Source organism: Filomicrobium insigne, from assembly GCF_900104305.1.
Classification (GTDB): Bacteria; Pseudomonadota; Alphaproteobacteria; order Rhizobiales; family Hyphomicrobiaceae; genus Filomicrobium; species Filomicrobium insigne.
The window spans coordinates 188,344-204,063 of sequence record NZ_FNJC01000004.1; the positions used below are offsets into that span (position 1 = coordinate 188,344).

Annotated in this window: 12 protein-coding genes; 7 read left to right on the forward strand and 5 right to left on the reverse strand. The window is 56.3% G+C overall.

The annotated features are described in order from the left end of the window. The first annotated feature begins 17 nt into the window (after positions 1-17). Genes BLS30_RS14575 through leuD form a run of 4 tightly spaced genes read left to right on the forward strand, consistent with a single transcriptional unit; the run spans position 18 to position 5,220 of the window. On the forward strand, positions 18-2,036 hold the full coding sequence (locus BLS30_RS14575) for a tripartite tricarboxylate transporter permease (protein WP_046478321.1): 2,019 nt from the start codon (positions 18-20) through the stop codon (positions 2,034-2,036). Positions 2,037-2,083: 47 nt separating this feature from the next. Beyond that, a complete protein-coding gene (locus BLS30_RS14580; protein WP_046478322.1) occupies positions 2,084-3,160 on the forward strand; it encodes a tartrate dehydrogenase in 1,077 nt (358 codons plus the stop codon). Positions 3,161-3,186: 26 nt separating this feature from the next. Beyond that, the gene (gene leuC, locus BLS30_RS14585) at positions 3,187-4,608 is read left to right on the forward strand and encodes a 3-isopropylmalate dehydratase large subunit (RefSeq protein ID WP_090229857.1); all 1,422 of its coding nucleotides are present in this window, start codon (positions 3,187-3,189) and stop codon (positions 4,606-4,608) included. 3 nt (positions 4,609-4,611) lie between these two features. Beyond that, a complete protein-coding gene (leuD, locus tag BLS30_RS14590; protein WP_090229859.1) occupies positions 4,612-5,220 on the forward strand; it encodes a 3-isopropylmalate dehydratase small subunit in 609 nt (202 codons plus the stop codon). Positions 5,221-5,395: 175 nt separating this feature from the next. Here the strand turns inward: leuD and BLS30_RS14595 are convergent, their stop codons facing one another. From BLS30_RS14595 to BLS30_RS14610, 4 genes are read right to left on the reverse strand one after another with little or no spacing between them, the layout of a single operon-like run. After that, complete coding sequence (locus BLS30_RS14595; RefSeq protein ID WP_139165366.1) at positions 5,396-5,800, reverse strand: hypothetical protein; 405 nt, start codon at positions 5,798-5,800, stop codon at positions 5,396-5,398. A gap of 60 nt (positions 5,801-5,860) precedes the next feature. After that, positions 5,861-7,093, reverse strand: coding sequence for an ABC transporter permease (locus tag BLS30_RS14600; protein ID WP_046478325.1), 1,233 nt, complete (start codon positions 7,091-7,093; stop codon positions 5,861-5,863). Next, a complete protein-coding gene (locus BLS30_RS14605; RefSeq protein ID WP_090229862.1) occupies positions 7,090-7,830 on the reverse strand; it encodes an ABC transporter ATP-binding protein in 741 nt (246 codons plus the stop codon). Before BLS30_RS14605 ends, BLS30_RS14600 begins: the two co-directional genes overlap by 4 nt. Positions 7,831-7,838: 8 nt before the next feature. Then, the gene (locus BLS30_RS14610; protein ID WP_052744015.1) at positions 7,839-9,515 is read right to left on the reverse strand and encodes an alkaline phosphatase family protein; all 1,677 of its coding nucleotides are present in this window, start codon (positions 9,513-9,515) and stop codon (positions 7,839-7,841) included. 518 nt (positions 9,516-10,033) lie between these two features. Between BLS30_RS14610 and BLS30_RS14615 the strand changes: the two genes are divergently transcribed. The 3 genes from BLS30_RS14615 to BLS30_RS14625 are packed head-to-tail and all read left to right on the forward strand — an operon-like array spanning position 10,034 to position 14,050. Further along, complete coding sequence (locus BLS30_RS14615; RefSeq protein WP_046478326.1) at positions 10,034-10,702, forward strand: response regulator; 669 nt, start codon at positions 10,034-10,036, stop codon at positions 10,700-10,702. 46 nt (positions 10,703-10,748) lie between these two features. Continuing rightward, the gene (locus tag BLS30_RS14620) at positions 10,749-11,702 is read left to right on the forward strand and encodes a phosphate/phosphite/phosphonate ABC transporter substrate-binding protein (RefSeq protein WP_170832487.1); all 954 of its coding nucleotides are present in this window, start codon (positions 10,749-10,751) and stop codon (positions 11,700-11,702) included. A gap of 8 nt (positions 11,703-11,710) precedes the next feature. Continuing rightward, positions 11,711-14,050 (forward strand): ATP-binding protein, encoded by a 2,340-nt coding sequence (locus BLS30_RS14625; RefSeq protein WP_090229866.1) that lies wholly within the window; start codon positions 11,711-11,713, stop codon positions 14,048-14,050. A 32-nt stretch (positions 14,051-14,082) separates the two neighbouring features. Here the strand turns inward: BLS30_RS14625 and BLS30_RS14630 are convergent, their stop codons facing one another. Continuing rightward, the gene (locus tag BLS30_RS14630; protein ID WP_090229869.1) at positions 14,083-15,678 is read right to left on the reverse strand and encodes a Na/Pi cotransporter family protein; all 1,596 of its coding nucleotides are present in this window, start codon (positions 15,676-15,678) and stop codon (positions 14,083-14,085) included. Positions 15,679-15,720: the final 42 nt, after the last annotated feature.

A 15,720-nucleotide genomic window follows, 5' to 3' on the forward strand; every position in this document is an offset into this window, starting at 1 on the left:
GGAAGGACGCCACCGCCATGGAACTCCTGGGGTACCTCATCGATTCGCTTACGCCGTTCAATCTCCTTCTGGCGCTGGGCGGGGTAATTCTGGGAACAGTCGTCGGCGCTTTGCCGGGGCTGTCGGCAACCATGGCGGTGGCCGTCCTTGTGCCTTTCACCTTCACGATGAATCCGGCGAGCGCACTGATTGCTCTTGGCGCCATCTACACAGGGGCGATCTATGGGGGCGCGTTCGCCGCGATCCTCGTCAACACGCCGGGTACGCCGTCGGCGATCGCCACGACCTTTGATGGTTATCCAATGGCCAAGCGCGGCGACGGTGGGCTTGCCATAAGCATCGCGACTATCGCCTCCGTTGCCGGCGGCATCGTCGGGGCGCTGAGTTTACTGCTCCTGGCTCCGCCACTCGCCCAAGTCGCTCTCAAGTTCGGCCCGCCGGAATACTTCTGGCTTGCCGTATTCGGGCTCACGCTGATCTCGGTGCTTTCGGTCGGAAATACGATCAAGGGATTGATCGGCGCGAGTATCGGCCTTCTGATGTCCATGATCGGTGTCGCGGTCGTTGGCGGCGATGTGCGCTACACGCTGGATACCCAGATCCTCCTCGGTGGGATCGACATTACTTCCGGTTTGATCGGGCTGTTCTGTATTCCGGTGATCATCGACTTGGTGGCAACGCGTGATCCGCATTTGAAGGTTTCGGATGGTGATGGCGGAATTCGCTTGGGAGAAGCGTTCCGAACTACGCTCCGGGAGAAGTTCAACCTGATCCGTAGTTCTGTCATCGGAACCGTCATTGGAATTCTGCCAGGCGCCGGAGGGTCAATTGCTGGACTCGTCGCATATACCGAAGCGCGCCGCAGTTCGAAACAATCTTCGGAATACGGGACAGGGCATCCGGGAGGGATCATTGCGACGGAATCCGCCAACAACGCCACCGTCGGCGGCGGCTTCATCCCCACGCTGGTGCTGGGTATTCCCGGTACACCTCCTGATGCGATCATTCTCGGAGCGCTTCTCGTTCAAGGCATCAAGATCGGCCCGACGCTTTTCAATGATCAGGCTGGGACCGTTTACACGTTCATCTTCGGACTATTGATTGCGACGCTTCTGATGCTGCCGGTCGGTCTTTTGATCGGGCGTTATGCCTATCGTTCCATCATCTCTATTCCCAAGGCTCTGCTCACTCCGACGATCGCGTTTCTTGTCATCATCGGCAGCTTCGCGATCCATAGCGATATCAGCGACACCTACATGATGATTGTGCTTGGCGTGATCGCCTGGGTGCTGGAACGCTTCGGCTTCGCGGCGTCACCGATCGTGTTGGGCTTGATTCTCGGAAAGATTGCAGAGCAGGGATTCGTACAAAGTTATCTCATTGGCAGTGCGTCTGAGAATGTCTTCGGCATGTTCTTCGGCAGGCCCATCAGCATTGCGTTGATCGTAGCGGCAGCCCTTACCTTGTTCTATCCGCTGATCGCGGACCATATCATGCCGAAGAAAGCCATGGAGATTGACCTCCCGAGATCAGCGGAAGAAGACGCACGTCCAGTCAAGCCTCTAAAATACCGCGATTATCCGGGCATGACGATTGCTGGATTGCTCATCGTCATCGGTGTCCTGGCAATCATGGGCACGGCTGACATGAGCCCCCTGGGCTCGGTGTTTCCGACCACCATTTCCGCAGCAATGATCGCCTTCTGTTTGGTTCTCATCGCAGTGAACTTGCTGCGACCCGCTGCGCCAGCTGACGGTCTGCCGGATGATCGACCGGTCGCCTCGAAACCATCGACGTGGCGGCGCGTTGCGGTGACCCTCGCACTGGCCGCGTGGGCTGTCGCCATCGACCAGATCGGCTTCATCGTGGCAAGCCTCGTCGGATTCGTAGTTGTTACCTTCATCTCAAATCACGACAGGATCGGCGTCTTGCGCTGGCTTGCATACCTGATCGTGGCCTGTGGGATTGTCGCGGGATTTTACCTGCTGATGTCGGAGGTGCTTCTGATCCGGCTTCCCAAGGACGTGCTGTTCTGAGGTGTGGCTCTATCGACAAATCTGCAAGATCAGTATCGGAGAAGAAAATGCGCACGTACAAAATTGCTGCGATTCCAGGCGATGGCATCGGGACAGAAGTCGTCTCGGCGGGAATCGAAGTCCTTAATGCGCTGGCAATGCGCGACGGCAATTTTGAGTTCTCTTTCGACCATTTCGACTGGGGTGGAGAGCTCTATAAGAAGACCGGTCGCATGATGCCGGAGGATGGCCGAGACCAGATCCGTGACCATGACGCGATCCTTTTCGGGTCGGCCGGTCACCCAGAGATTCCCGACCACATCACGCTGTGGGGCTTGAGACTCAACATCTGCCAACCCTTCGACCAGTACGCCAACGTGCGCCCTACCCGCATTCTGCCGGGGATCAAATCTCCGCTGCGCGGCGTCACTGAGAAGGAGCTCGACTGGGTCATCATCCGCGAGAACTCAGAGGGCGAATATGCTGGTGTCGGCGGCCGGGTGCATCAAGGTTCGCCGCTGGAAGCGGCGACGGATGTCGCGATGTTTACGCGCCCTGGGGTGGAGAGGATTATCCGCTTCGGTTTCAAGCTGGCACAATCACGTCCAGCGAAACATCTCACCGTCGTTACAAAGTCCAACGCGCAGCGCCACGCTATGGTCATGTGGGACGAGATTGCCGCTGAGGTCGCCAAGGAGTTTCCGGGCGTTACTTGGGACAAGATGCTGGTCGACGCGATGACCGTGCGCATGGTGATGCAGCCAGAATCACTCGACACGATCGTGGCGACCAACCTACACGCCGACATCCTGTCGGATCTTGCCGCCGCACTTGCTGGCTCGCTCGGCATTGCGCCGACGGCGAACCTAAATCCCGAACGGAACTTCCCTTCCATGTTCGAGCCCATCCATGGATCGGCGTTCGACATCACGGGTAAAGGTGTTGCCAACCCTATTGGGACTTTCTGGACGGCGGTCATGATGTGCGAACATCTCGGCGAGAACGATGCCGCGAACCGCCTGATGAAAGCCGTTGAACGCGTAACGGCGGACGAGCGTTTCCACACCCCAGACCTCGGCGGTAAGGCCCGGACCGCAGACGTTACGGCGGCGGTGATCGACGCGATCCAGGGGGAAAACGCCTGACATCCGGATCTACAATCGAGGCGGCCATGAAGACACCACGAACGCTCTACGACAAGATCATCGATGCACATACAGTGAGAACGCTCGATGATAAGGGGCTCATTCTGCTCTACGTCGACCGAACGATTCTCAACGAATACACCAGTCCTCAGGCTTTCACCGGTCTGCGGAAAGCCGGCCGCAAAGTATGGAATCCCAAGGCCGCTTTGATGGTCGTCGACCACGTTAATTCAACGGCTGCCCATCGCACAGATCGTATGCCGGATGCCGGGGGCCAGCGACAGGTGGAATACTTTGCTGAGAATGCCCGAGACTTCGGCATCGAGCTATTCGACATTCTGGATAAACGGCAAGGGATCGAGCATGTCGTCGCCCCCGAACAGGGGCTTGTCATGCCCGGCATGGTGGTCGCCGCCGGAGACAGTCATACTACTACCTACGGCGCGCTCGGCGCGGTTGCATTCGGCATCGGCACCTCCGACATTGAGCATTATCTGGCGACCCAGACCCTCGTCTATCGTCGTCTAAAGACCATGCGCGTGTCGGTGACTGGTCCCCCGGCGGTCGGCATTACCAGCAAAGATATCGTTATGGAGGTCATCCGGCGCATCGGTGCAGATGGAGCGACGGGCTACGCCGTGGAATTTGCTGGCGATACCCTTTACGCGATGAGCGTTGAGGCCCGGATGACGGTCTGTACCATGATCGTTGAAGCAGGAGCGCGTGGCGCTGTGATGGCCCCTGATGAAAAGGTCATCGCGTACATCCGCGGGCGTCCCAGAGCGCCGCGAGGAGCGATGTGGGAATCCGCAGTCGAGAGTTGGCATCTGCTGAAGTCCGATGCAGATGCGCGGTTCGATCGGGAGCTGAAAATCGACGCTGCTGACGTTGCCCCCATGGTGACGTGGGGCACGAGCCCTGATCAGGCCGCAACCATAACGGATGTCGTACCGCACCCGGAAACGCAGGTCGATGTGACGAGACGTAAGGCGGATTTGCGCGCGCTCGAATACATGGGCCTGATGCCAGGAACTCCGATCGCTTCCATTCCCATAAGTCACGCCTTCATTGGCTCTTGTACCAACTCGAGGATCGAGGATTTGCGTGATGCGGCCCAAGTTCTAGATGGGCGGAAGGTGGCTCAGAACGTGCGTGCGATTGTCGTGCCGGGTTCGACCCAGGTCCGTACTCAGGCGGAAACTGAGGGAATTTCGCAGAAGTTTATCGATGCCGGGTTTGAATGGCGACAATCGGGATGTTCGATGTGTCTTGCCATGAACGACGACGTGCTGAAACCCGGCGACCGCTGTGCTTCTTCCACAAATCGTAATTTCGAAGGACGTCAGGGGGCCGGCGCGAGGACGCACCTGATGAGCCCCGCGATGGTCGCTGCCGCTGCCGTCGAGGGGCACATCACCGACGTTCGAAAATTCAGAAGCGGAGCATAAACTATGGAGCCCTTTCACACTGTAACGGGGCCAGCAGCTCCGCTTTTGGCGCCAAACATCGACACCGATATTATCATGCCGAAGACGTTCTTGAAGGGGGTGGATCGCGAAGGGCTCGACGTCGGTGCGTTCAATTTGCTTCGCTTCGCGGACGGCAAACCAAACCCGGATTTTGTTCTGAACAAGCCCGGCTACGAAGGATGCCGGTTCCTTGTTGTGGGGCCTAACTTCGGGTGCGGCTCGAGCCGCGAGCATGCTGTGTGGGGATTGTCGCAGCTTGGCATCCGAGCGCTTATCGGAACAACGTTCGCTGGCATTTTTAATGACAATTGCAAAAACAATGGCCTCCTGACGATTGTCCTACCTCCGGAAACCGTTGCAATGCTCGCTCACTATGCAAGCAATCCCGAGCGGAACACGTTCACCATCGATCTCGCACAGCAAACGATCTTTCTCGATGCCACCAGCGAGGAGATTATGTTCGACATCGATGCTACGCGGAAGGACATGCTGATCAAAGGCCTGGATCCGGTGGGCGTAACGCTCGAACACGCGGACGAGATTCGAGCATTCGAAGCGCTCCACAAGGAGAATCAGCCCTGGTTCTTTTAAAAAAATCGAACGATTTGCTCTTGATCACCGCCTGATGAAGGGGGCCACGTTGGCCGATGAGAAAAATGCATCGGAATCGCCGAGCTCGAACCGTGGCGTTCGCCGAGTGCCTGGGAATGCAATCTCGATGTGAGAGCGAATTGTCTTGAGCACGATAAGGATCTCAGAGGTCGATTTATTGCGCGCGGGCAATGGACGCATCGTAGATGCGGACATAGCTGACGAGCCCCATTTCGTCCGTCTTTTGTCCCACGTCGAGGCGGCCTACGATGCGAATTGGACCGTCAATGTATTCGGTCGAGTTTGAGAGAAAGACGGGCATGAAAGCAGCCCAGTCAAAGCTCGACGTGTGAAAGGGACAGAGAGCGGTCGGCTCACGGATCAGCATGAAATGCATGCCATCACGCGGAAGGATGCCGTCCATGAATCCGAGAATTTCAACTGTATTGCCGTGAAGAGCCTGGATGGATTCGGAGAGGTTAAACTCAGGCTTCATCCCCGGGCCGACCTGATACGTCTCGCCGACGAAAAAGTCGGTAAATTTAACACGTGTCATCGCAGCCGATGATTTGCTCGTCATGGTCGCTCCCATCATTAGGGCAGATACGAAAAATACGATGATTTGGTTTTTCATAGTGCCTCATGTCATGGCTGCGAGGCCTTTGGCGACGTCCTCGCGCAAGGCCAAAAGCGCTGGGATGAATCCGGCGAGCAATCCGAGTGCCATAGCGACAGCGATAGCCGAGATCTCTGCCAAGCCGGCTTGGCCAATGGTCAACAGGTAGCCGTTGGATTGTTCCAGTTGCCACGCTATGGCGACGGCCATTAACCGACCGAATGCGACACCGATGACGGCGCCAAGGCCGGCGATGAATAGTCCCTCAATGGCCATGACGCCCAACACAGTTGCGCGCGAAGCTCCAATGGCCCGCAACGTGGCGATCTGTCGGCGTCGTTCGACCGCTGCAGCAAAGAGAGAGATCATAATACCGAGGCAAGCTATGAGCGCTGCGAGCCATGCGATGGATGTGACGAGCGATTGTCCTCGTTGCAGGTAGCCGAGCACTTGGGTCGCTGTGCGCCCCGGAAAGATCGGCTGTACATCCATGCGCTGTGCCATGAGAGCATTGAGGCGCGCCACGTCGGCATACCCGCGGCCTTCGATGAGCACGGCTGTAATCTGACGGCCTTCATGATCGTGTGCGTCTGACGACGCGTCGTGAAACTGGCCGTGAATTCGCCAACTGGTATCTAGCGTTGTGAAAATCGCACGATCTGTCGGTGCGCGTGTTTCTTCGAGAAGGCCCACCACGGTATAAGGTTGCGCTTTGTGATGGTCGGAGAGATCTTCCGGCAATTCGACGAAACCGTGCGCGGCTGTGAACGTGTCGCCTATTGTGAGCCCGGTCGCTCGCGCGACGGCCGCTCCAAGGGAGGCTTCAAACGCGTGTTCCGGCCATCTGCCTTTTAGGAGGGTTTGTTGAGAACTGCGCCGGTTTCGTCTGATAAGATGGAGATAATCGGGTGTCGTTCCGACGATCAAATGGCTTTTGAAGCTGTCTCCGAAGTTGAACGGAACAGCGAGCGTTACGCCTTGATCGGCGTGCACCTGTTCATAGATCTCAATGGGGATGTTGCCTGTTGGGGCTTCGGCAAAGAACAGCGTCGATAGGACAGCCTGTATCTGGCTCCCTTTCGCGGCAAGCAATAACTGATATCCTCCCGCTGTTTCGCTCGCGCTTTGCCGTGCGGCTTTGGACAGCGTGGTGGTGGCGACGACAATCGAGATGCCGAGAGCAACGGCCAGCGCCGTAAGCCCGTTGAGCAAAGGGCGGGCACGCAGGTAGCTCAACGCCAACCAGACAGAGGTCATGAACTCACCTCCATGGCTCTGTTGATGGCTGACATTGTGAGCGTGTGATCGAGTTCCGTCAGCACCGCGGGATCATGGGTGGCGACCACCAAGGTTGCGCTGTTTTCTTTGGCAACCGCGATCAACAACCGCACGATGCTTAATCCTAGTCCCGGCTCAAGGCTGGCTGTTGGTTCGTCTGCAAGCAGCAGACGAGGATGCCCGGCAATGGCACGCGCAATCCCAACCCGCTGCATTTGTCCGAACGAAAGCTGATTCGGCTTTTGTCGGGCCTTAGTGCCAAGTCCCACGCGATCCAGAAGCTCTTGTGCTCGTGCGCGGCGGAGCGAGGCGGGCATCGAGCCCGAAAGCCGCATCGGAAGTTCAACGTTTCCAAGAGCACTCAACGCAGGAATGAGATTGAAGCCTTGGAAAACGTAACCAATTTTCTTGGCCCGGAATCTATCCAGCGCGCCTTGCCCTAGCCCCGTCAGTTCCTCTCCATCCACGCGGATGCTGCCGACAGTGGGTCTAAGAAGGCCGGCACACAGATTTAGCAGCGTGCTCTTTCCGCAGCCGGAGGGACCGGACAACCCGATCGAGAGGCCTGCAGGCAGAGCCAGCTCATCGATATCAAGAACCGTGAACGACATCTCACCTGTCCGGTAACTTATCTTGAGCCCAGACATCTCAACGATCGGTGCTGGACCTCCGTTTTGAGAGAGGTCCAGCACGCGGGTTTGCGCTGTATCTGGCACAGGATTGCCTACTGCAACGCTTCTGACAGCACGCGTCCTTCGCAGCCATTTGGCGGGCGAACGTTGAGGATGAAGGCCAGCGTACGCGCCAGATCAACGGTTTCCGAGTCGCCGTACTTTCCAGCCTTTATCCATTTCGGGCCGTACATGACGAGCGGCACGTTGGTGTCGTAGGACCAGGGCGATCCGTGGGTTGAAGCGTAGGCCGTAGGCTTGGCGAACAAATACCAGTTGGGCTTGTTCATGATGACGATGTCGCCGCTGATCTGCTGGTGCCAAGCGAGCGTTACTTGCTTGGCAAGCTTCGTGTTCGGCATACGGCCTTCTTCGAGTTGCGTGCGGGTGAATACAGCCTCCACGCCTGGATAGCTGCGCAGAAATCTCTGTGCCGTATTCTCGACAGCCTCGCGGTCAAGGTTCTTGCTGTCGACCAGGTCGTAGTCGAGGTAGAGGTTCGGATTCCACCAGGTCATGATGTACTTGCCCTCTCCATACTTCTCGGAGAGCGCAGTGTTGGTGGCTTCGATCAACTTCTCTGGATCGATGCGACCAGCATCGAGATTCCTACTTGCGCTGAATTCCGGAATGTTCATGAAGCCGTGGTCTGCGGACAGCGTGATAATCACGTTGTCTAGACCCACTTCCTGGTCAAGGAATTCGAATAGCTCGGCGAAGACGCGATCTAGACGAACGGTCTGATCGTGTGACTGCCGGCTCTCCGGACCGAACAGGTGGTTGGCATAGTCGTGGCTGGTCCAGCTCAATGCGAGCAAATCAGGAACGCCGGCGGGGTTGTTGCCGAGGTTCTCTCCCTTGATCGCGGCCTTGGCGAAATCCAGCATGAGGTTGTCACCGTATGGCGACCAGATCATCGCGTCGTAGTAGCTCTTGCTGGGTTCGTTCGCTCCGCCGCTGATCGGATGGGGAAACTTCGTGCCGAGCCCTTTGTAATTCGTCGACCATGGCCGGTCATCGGGAGCTGACCTTGCGTAGGCTTCTTCCGGCAACAGGAGTGTCCACTGCTGGCCGAAGTATTTGTCCTGCGGCTTATCCTTGTAATAGGCTTTCCACCACTCTGGATAATCCGGCATATAGTAATTTGAGGTGATGAAGCGGCCGGTTTTTGTGCTGTGCATGTATGCCGTGCCGTTTTGACCGGCGAGGCCAATCGCGCTGCGGTCCTTGCCTGCGATTGCGATCACTTTCGATTGGCTATTTGCGTATTTCAGTTCGTCACCGACTGCCGTCACTTTGATGTTGAACGGAGATGTTCCTGCGTGCTTGGACGTTTCTTCGTCCAGGTATTTGTAGCGGTTATCTTGTGTCGAATAGACCCGCTCCCGTGTCTTTCGGTCAATCCAATCATTCCCAATTACGCCGTGCTTGTAGGGGTGCGCACACGACAACAGCGTCGCGTGCCCCACGCCGGTATAGGTGGTGGCGTGGCTATAGTGGTTGTTGCCGTACCACGCGCCCTTGTCGAGAAGCAGCCGAAAACCGTCCTTGCCGTATTGATCGTAATATTTGACGAGCTGCTCCTGCGGAAATCCGTCGACCGCCATGAAAACGATTAGCTTTGGCGGAGCCTCGCCAGCAGTTTCAGTAGCATAGGCTTTGGTGGTTCCGGTCGTGCAAAGTAACAAAGCACTTGCGCCTAAACCCAGAAGAATATCGGTAAATTTCATTGAGCACTTTCCTCCCGACATGCGTTGCTTGCGACGGTTTTTGCGAGCGCGCTATTTTGATTGTTGGCGTCAGCGCATAGCGGACTGAGTGTTATTTCCCGCCCTTTTGCTGGCGCTTGGAACTCGGCCGAATTGTCCTTGCTTGCTTGAGGACTGCGCAGCGTCATTGAGCAACACGTGCGCAGTGACGTGGTTGCCGTCTGCATGTTTTCAGTTCGGTGCGGGGGGTGTCTAACCGGCATGCGAGATAGTGCGGCCTATCTCGAATGGCAGGGGTCTAAGACGTTCGCCTAACCAAAAGGCATATGTCTTTTGGCTAGCATCCCAGAGGTCATCGTCTTCTTTCGCCGTTCCGGAGGCGTCTTGCAATGCAACATGCTTTTTGTGTGCAATGGTGCGTGCGCAGGCTTAAGCTTGGCGCGCACTAAGGCCCGCATTGCGGGGGCGCACGTGTCCGATATGATCTCTTATCTTCTGGAGTACATCGCTGCCTGTGCAGATTCCAGGGGCTCTACGCCATGAACATCCTCGTTGCCGACGATCATCCTCTCTACCGTGAGGCCCTTGCCTCTATATTGGATGGCCTTGGACCGAATATCCGTATTTTTCAGGCCGAAACGTTCGACGAAGTGATCGACTGTGTCTCGACCATCAACGTTGATCTCGATCTGATTTTGCTCGACCTGTACATGGGGAGCGGTGATTGGCATTCGGTCGTCGAGAAGCTCCACGTTTGCCGTCCAACTACCCCTGTCATCGTTATTTCCGGGTCCGACTCGCGAGTGGATGCCGAGCGCGCGATGAAGGCAGGGTGTTACGGTTACATCCCAAAATCGATGAAGAAGGATGAGATGCTTAGCGCCATCAGGCTCATCCTGACAGGACGGGTCTGCATTCAGCCGCGCAATGACGGACGCCCAACCAACCAATCCGATCCTCCAGCGATTAAGCCCGATTCAGAAGACGCTCGTATTGCGCTGCTCACCAGCAGACAGCGAGATGTGTTGGCCGAGATCGGAACCGGAAAATCCAATAAGCTCATTGCTCGTTCGCTCGGGATGACCGAGGGAACCGTAAAGCTGCACGTCGCGGCTATATTGAAATGTCTTGGGACGGAAAACAGAACGCAGGCCGCCCTCGTCGCTCATCAACTCAACGCGGCTCCGCATGGATCGGAAAGCAAATGAGTGATGCACGCTCCCATTTTGAAAACTGGTGATGGGGCGTAGGCCCATGCAAAGAGGCGATGTCGCTGAAGGTGTTCCGTTTGGTCGTATTCCACGTGGCTGGATACGCAAACTGAAGCATTTTTTCGGGATACTGCTTCTGTTTGCGCAGATCGATGTGGTTAGCGCCGGCGATATCTCTGGTCTGCCTCATTATCGGTTCGGCGTTACACCATGGCAGCATGGTCAGTCCAACGACGATATTCGTGTGCTTTACAAGCCATTGCTTGAATGGCTTGGGCAAAGGGTAGGTGCTGAATTCGTGATCGTCGGTGCTGCTGGCTATGGCGAGACCATTGAGCTTCTGGCCAATGAATCCATTGATCTCGCGGCAATATCACCAGTGCCCTTTGTCCTAGCTAAGCAGCGAAACCCGCGTGTCGCGATGCTTGTGACTGAACTCAGTTGGGACTTCGGAAACCAGAAAAAGAGCCCGTCATATGAAGGGTTTATTATCACGCGCTCTGATCGAGATGACATAACGGGTCTGGAGTCTTTACGGGGCAGCCGCTTCGGGTTTGTCCGGAAGCAATCGACGAGCGGATATGTCTATCCGGTGGCCTACTTCATCCGCCACGGCATCGACTATAAGGCCTTCTTTAGCCGGGTGTACTTTCTGGGCAGCCAGCCGAGAGTCACCGATGCCGTTGCCAGCGGCAGCATCGATGCCGGCGCCACGTGGGACTACAATCTTAAGCAGGCCATCAGCAAGCACGGTCCGATCTTCAAGATCGTGGCCAAGACAGGAACGATCCCCAATCTTGGAATTGCCGCCAACACGACTGTGCCAGAGGCAATGCAGAACAAGATTCGCAACGCGTTGCTCGTGGCAAATGAAGTACTTTTCCGAGGGCTCCCGGCTGCGGGATACGTTGTCAAGGACGACTCCTATTACGATCCCGTCCGCGATGTCGTTCAGCTTGTAGCAAGAGCGCCTGGCTTGATTGGTGAGGAGAAGTAGAGCGTGAGATGCTGAATTCACCGATGGAAGCTTCATATTTGCGAAGCCCGACCGGCCAAGCTTCGGTGAGACGGCGCAAGCCAGCAATCGGTCTTGCCGCTAAGGTGCTCGCGCCCATAACGGGGCTCACTCTTCTCGCTGCCACCCTGGGGGGACTGATCCTCAACGAGGAGTACAAGGTTTATCAATCAAGCGTCGCTCAGAAGAAAGCAGAGCTGACTTGGCGCGTACGCACACTCTATGAAGGGAACCGCTCCAAGCTGCTGGATGTCGCGAAGTTACTGGCGAACAACCCAAGTGTGCAAAATGGCCTGTTGATCGGAGATCAGTACAACCCGCTGAACACGATCATGAATTTTCTCGGTCATTCCAGCATCGACATCATCAACCTCTACGATCTCGACGGTCGTGCGTTCGCCCGCGCACAGTCACCGAGTTACTTTGGCGACTATGATGAATTTGCGCCTATCGTCCGTGAGATCGTAGCGGGTATGGCCAGTGAAGAGCCCAAGACGGTTTCAGGTATAGCGCCATATAAGGACGGATTGGCGCTTGTCGCGATCCGTGTCACGCAGGGCGTGAGTGGGGCAACAGGTGTCGTTGTCGTAGGTCAACGACTGTCACCGCAATTCCTGCAGTCCTTCGCTCCTGCCAACCACACGTCTGCCGCGCTATATCAAAGCGGCAAATCCTTCATGTGGACGGATGACGTCAGCGCTTTCCCCGCGGATGAGGGCGCTCATACCGCTTACACAGAACGTGCTGTTGCCGGGGGGGCGCCATATCGTATTGAACTCGTGACGAACGATCTTGCGCTTTTCGGCCCGTTCTGGGGTGCGCGTGCCAGTATTCTTTCAATTGCAGCCATTGCTGCGGCCGCTTCCGTCATTGTCACATTTATTTTCATGTTCATGACGGTCGTGCGCCCCGTCCGACATTTGATCGCTGTTGCCGAGAAACAAGTCTCGGGAGATCTGACTGCGCGCGTGCATTTGCGTAGTCAGGATGAGCTTGGACGGTTGGGGGATATCTTAAATCTTTTAACCGGAAACCTGAGGGCCTCTCTGGCGGAACGCGACCGGACCAACGAACAACTTGAGGCGCGTGTGGAGAGGCGCACCGAGCAGCTGCAGCGCGAGCTTGTCGAACGCGAGCGCGCTCAGGCTGAACTCGTTCGAGCTAAAGAGGAGGCGGAAGCGGCGAATGCGTCGAAGTCGCGTTTTCTTGCCGCCGCGAGTCATGATCTTCGCCAGCCGGTGCATGCGATGACCCTATTTGTCTCGAACTTGGTGCAACAGGTTGAATCGCCCAAAGCCAAGCAGACGGTCATCAACGTCAATGCTTGCGTCGAGACGCTTTGCGAAATGTTTGAAAATATTCTCGATGTTTCAAAGTTGGCATCTGGCGTCATCAAACCGGAGACCGAAGAATTTCCCGTCTCGCGATTGCTCGACCGTCTACAACGTGAATTCGAGGGGCTCGCCGCGGAAAAGGGCGTAGATCTTAAATCGATCCGTTCGACGCTCCTGGTGAGGAGCGATCCAGCTCTCCTTTATCGCATACTCAGCAATTTGCTTTCCAACGCGATCAAGAACACGAAAGAGGGGCGCGTCCTGATCGGGTGTCGTTCGCGAGGTGATTCCGTCGAGATACAGATCTGGGATACCGGAATAGGCATTCCTCAATCCGAGATCGTGCACATTTTCGAAGAGTTCTACCGAGGCGCCAACAAGCCGGACCATAGGGGTGGAGTTGGTTTCGGCTCCGGACTGGGCCTTGGACTTTCAATCGTGGAACACACCGCCAGGCTCCTCAATCATGCCGTGCACGTTGCTTCAGTACCCAACAAGCACACGCGATTTTCCATCACGCTTCCGCGCGCGGCCGGCACGCCTCCGGCCCGTCAAAACCCGACGGCAAATAAACATCTTGATGTGGCTGGAGCTTTGGTGCTCGTCGTCGATGACGACGTTCTTGCTCTCAAGGCAGTCCAATCGACGTTGGAAGATTGGGGATGCACGGTCATCACCGCTCAAACATCGGACGACGCATTGGCCATCCTTGCAGCAGGTGATCCACTACAGGCGATCATCGTCGATTACCTGCTACAGAATGATGACACCGGAGTGAATTTGTTACGCAAAATGGAGGATGAACTGGGTCTCCGTATTCCGGCGATCATTCTGTCTGGAGTCTCAAGCCGACTCCTGGAGCAAGAGGCCGAACGAAACGGCTACAAACTTCTCTACAAACCCACTCAGCCCTTGCGCCTTCGACAAGCCCTGGCGTCATCGGTTCTTGCCGGACATACGGTCGCCGATATGCCCGTGCGCAGAGCCGTTGACTGAGACGCTACCCTTTTTGGCAACCTAACTACGCCTTAGTGACCGTGGGTGACCGAGGTCAGATGAGCGCTAATGCGCTTTAGGTCTCTGAGGAGGTCTAGATGCAAGGAGCTCGTCCGAACGCTTTCGGTGCGGCCTTCGCGTAGACGTTCGAGATGGGAGCTTTCGGAGAAGCGACTGTATTGCTTCACCTCCACGTCAACGTCTCGAAGTTTCTGCGCTATCGAACGGTCTGAGGAGACGAGAAGACCGCGCGCTAACTTCAGTTCCTCGATGACCAATCCATAGAGGTTTGAAATTTCGTCGAGCCCTTCGTCCGACAATGTGAGACGCCTTTTGTTTTTGCGGCGGATCGCGTGCGCGATATTGGTGCTTACGATATCGCCGATGTGCTCCATGTTTATTACGAACAGCGAAATCTCGTAGCGCTTCCGTTCTTCTTCGTCCGTCAATTCCTCACGACCGAGCCGAGCCAAGTAAAGCTTTATCTCATTTTGCAGTTGGTCGATTTGATCATCCATTTTGACCATTTCAGCTCTGCGGTTCTCATCGCCTGAGTTGAAGGCCTTCAGGCCAGTTTGAAGCATAGCTTCGATCATCTCCGCGACAGTCAGAGCCTCTTGTGCCGCGCACGCCAGGGCCAAAGGAGGCACCGATAGTGACGCGTTATCAAGGTGCCGAGCGGTGCTTGTCTCTGTCGGATCGACTGGGAGGAGCCAAGCGAGTCCGCGGCCAATCAACTGCACGAGAGGTAGTGTCACGACAGCGAGGAGCAAATTGAAGATGACATGGAAATTTATGATGGCTTGGCCAGCAGAGCCGGAAATCGGGTTAAGCCACGACAAGAGCGGATGAATAAACGGCAGCATTGCGAGGCCTCCCATGCCGCGCACCAAAAGATTGCCGAGTGTCACCCGTTGTGCCGCTGGCCCGAGAGGGAGCGATGTCAGGAAGGGAGGCAACGCGCCGCCAACGTTTGCACCGAGTACCATCCAGGCTGCCAGGTCCGTAGACAGCACCCCAGTCGCATTCAAGGACATCAGCACAAGCACTGTCGCGAGACTTGAAGCGAAGATGGCAGCAATTGCTGCGCCCAGAACGAGCGCGAGGAAGGGCGCGCGCTCAAGTAGTGACATAACCAAAGCCAGAGCCGGGGAATGACCCATCGGCTCAGTCGCGCTGGCAAGTAGTCGGAGGGACAGCAACATTAGGCCCAAACCGATCGCAGTACGTCCGAGCGCCCGGCGGCGCGAATTATCCGTTGAAAGGAAGGCGGTAACCCCGATTATGAGCAGTACGGACGCAAGCCAGTGAAGATTTAAAGCTAAAATCTTTGCGGCGATGCTCGTGCTTACATTAGCGCCGAGCATTACTGCTTGAGCCATCGCCGTGGTGATGAGTTCCTTGCCTGCAAAGGCAGCGACAATCATTGCAGTCGCTGTACTGCTCTGCATCGCAAAGGTCGTGGCAAGTCCTGTTGCAAACGCAAACACGGTGTTACCCGTGCTACGGGCAAGCCCATGGTGAAGCCTCGCTCCAAACGCTCGCGAAATTCCGGTCCGCACCATTCGGACGCCCCATATCAGCAGGGCGCACGCTCCCAATATGTCTAACAGAACCAGTTCAGGCATGGCTTAGCCTCCACCGGCAGCCAATATATAACTAACTTGAAC